General features: G+C 55.7%; 2 protein-coding genes. Both read left to right on the top strand.

Annotated elements, in window-relative coordinates:
• Positions 1-498: S-layer homology domain-containing protein (locus HMPREF2884_RS07075; RefSeq protein WP_141753518.1), on the top strand; the 498-nt coding region annotated here is incomplete at its 5' end.
• Positions 499-735: 237 nt separating this feature from the next.
• Positions 736-2,742, top strand: a complete 2,007-nt coding sequence (locus HMPREF2884_RS07070; protein WP_246827942.1) for a superoxide dismutase — start codon at positions 736-738, stop codon at positions 2,740-2,742.
• The last annotated feature ends 4 nt before the right edge of the window (positions 2,743-2,746 follow it).

Raw genomic sequence — 2,746 nt, 5'->3', positions numbered from 1 at the left:
ACGCGCCGCGATGTGACGGTGGCGCTGTACCGATTGGCTGGTTCCCCAAAGGTTGAGCTACCTGCTTTTAGCCCGTATGCGGATGTGGCAACGAGCGACCCGGACTACGCCGCGTTCATTTGGGCTCGTCAGAAGGGTATTACCTTCGGTTGGGCGGACGGCAAGTTCCACCCGGATGCGCCCCTTTCGACCCCGTCGACGGTGGCTTTCCTGTACAGGTATCAGAAGGCGATGGGTCAGGTCACGCCGAAGGCGCCGGCCTCTTCTTCGCTGCCGGGTAACCAGGATGCGCCTCGGAGTGCTGGCGGTTGGCAGCATAAGGTTCGTCAGGGTAGCGCTTTCTGGCGTGAGGCTCAGTGGGCTGTTGATCACCGCATGTGGGGTTACAGCGTTGACGGGGAATACGCCTATGAGGGCTTTGATAATTCTTCCATTTCCTCTGGTGATTTTGCGTTGATGCTGTACCGTATGGAGCACGGCGGTAGCCACCTCAGGTAGCGCCCGATCGTGGTGAGGAGTGACCGGTGGGCTGGAATGTTCGGCGTAGTTCGACTTTTCAGCCCGCCGGTGCAGCCTCTGTTCCTCCCCTCCCCAGCGGCTTCTCTTGCCTGACATCAGGATTTACGGGGCTTCTTCTCCCCTAGCCTGGCTTTTCAGACTATATCTGCTCAACTTCTTCACTCACTTCATCTACTCACTCACTTCAATCACCGTATAAATTTTGTAGATGGGATTATGATGTCTTCATTCTTCGCCCCACGAGGTGCCCCGCACCATTCTGATACCCCGCGCCACCCGGCGAGCACCCGTGTGCTCAGCCTTTCCCTACTGCTGGGTTTGAGCCCGCTTGCCGGTATCACCCCGGCGGCACTCGCAACACCGACCCAGGCAGCACCTGAGCAGCAGGCACAACCGGCACAGGCGACCCCCGCCTCCCCCGCCGCAGCTCAAGAAGATGCTGACGAATCCACGTCTTCGCTTCCGGAGGCGGATGATTCTCGCTATCCTGAAGTGAATGATTCTCGCCATCCTGAAATGGAAGGGTTTAAAGTCTCTCCTGAGACTCTCAACATTTCTCAAGGCGGCACCGTAACGCTGACGACGCCTCCGCTCAGTGCTGAATTCCGCCAGAATTACGAATTCTACGAATTTTCTCTGGTTGATCGCGGTTCTTCGTACTTCAAAGCCGCGTATGCCCGCATTGACGGATATGCCTACTTTGGCTACCTCTTTGACCGTGACCCCAACCCGAAGCAGATGGTAGAAAACCCAGACGGGAGCTACACCTTCTTCCTCAATATTGGGCCGTACATTATTGAGGCTAAAGAAGGCACTCTTTTCGACGTCATTCTGACGTACCACAAGAAGGGCCACCGGAAGGATTTTTGGCCGTCCGAATTCCGTTTTGTGGCGCGTGCACCTATTAATGTTGTGCAGGACCCTAAGCCGACTGAGACGACGTACATTTTCAGTGTGCCCGCGATTGATGACCCGTGGAAGGATACGACTCTGACGCTTGAGGGGTTCCATATTACTACGAGCGGTAGTCGAGAGGGCAAGGACGGTCCGGCGCTTCTGGCCTTTTATGAAGTCGACCCGAAGACCGGAAAGATTGTAGGCGAACCCGAATTCACCACTCGGATTCCGTACCCGGCTTCCCGTAGTGGAGAGCGCGTTTATTTCCTGAATGAGCATTTTAAGACGTCTATTACGATTCCTGGGGGCACGCTTAAGCCGGGTAAGGTCTATAAGATTGGTTTCTACGGTAAAGACCGTCCGGAGGATGAGAAGTACCCCGGTGAGTTGCTGAATGATGTTGCAGATTTCATTCCGGTACGTTCGCTTAATAAGGAATCGGCGAGCCCTGAGATGTTTCTGAAGGCTACAACAGTGAGCCCTTATGATGAGGAAAATATCCTTCAGGTACGTGCCGTCGGCTTGAAGAAGCAGCCTGGGGTCTCTTACCGTTTCTCGGTACAACATGTTGATGAGCAGGGACATCTGACCGGTCAGAAGGCGCTAGTGCAGGAGATTGCTGCTGAGAGCATCCATGACGGCACGGTGGATGAGAAGCTGAACGTCCCCGGTGCGCCGCTGAATTATGACGGCTCGTACAGGCTCTTCTTGGAAAAGGTGACTGCCGGCAAGGACGGTACGGTTGAGTCGGTTGAGCAGCTTACTTCGAAGGATCTACAGCTGCAGTTTACAAAGAATAAGGAGGTCAACGCCGCCTGGGCATGGTTTAAGCGCCGTCAGGTTCTTCCTGAGTTTTCTTCTTTGAGTGAGGGACGCGATATGACGCGCCGCGATGTGACGGTGGCGCTGTACCGTCTTGCGGGTTCGCCGAAGGTGGAGCTTCCGGCGACGAGTCCTTATGGAGATATCGCTCCGGATGATCCGGATTACGCCGCGTATATTTGGGCTCGTCAGAAGGGCATTACGTTCGGTTGGGCGGATGGGAATTTCCACCCGGAGATGAACATGCACAATTATTCGACGGCGGCGTTCCTGTATAGGTATCAGCGTTCGCACGGTATGGTGTCTCCCGGCTTGCCGACTGCCGCACCGCAGTCTCGTAACGGTAGCCTGCCGGGGTCGGATGAATCTGAGGTGAGCGCTAACCCATGGGTTCTGGATTTGGAGGAGGGTAGCGCTTTCTGGCGTGAATCTCGGTGGGCTGTTCAGCAACGCATTTGGGGCTACACCGGGGATTGGGGGCTCTTCCGAGTTGAGTGTGGGTGACCGG

The sequence above is a fragment of the Rothia sp. HMSC073B08 genome, assembly GCF_001812975.1.
In the GTDB taxonomy this organism is placed as follows: Bacteria; Actinomycetota; Actinomycetes; order Actinomycetales; family Micrococcaceae; genus Rothia; species Rothia mucilaginosa.
The sequence above is the reverse complement of the archived record's forward strand: the minus strand, read 5'-3'. Positions and strand labels throughout refer to the sequence as shown.

Bases quoted from the DNA above. Each gene is read 5' to 3' on its own strand.
- HMPREF2884_RS07070 (WP_246827942.1), top strand. From the start codon at position 736: ATGATGTCTTCATTCTTCGCCCCACGAGGTGCCCCGCACCATTCTGAT.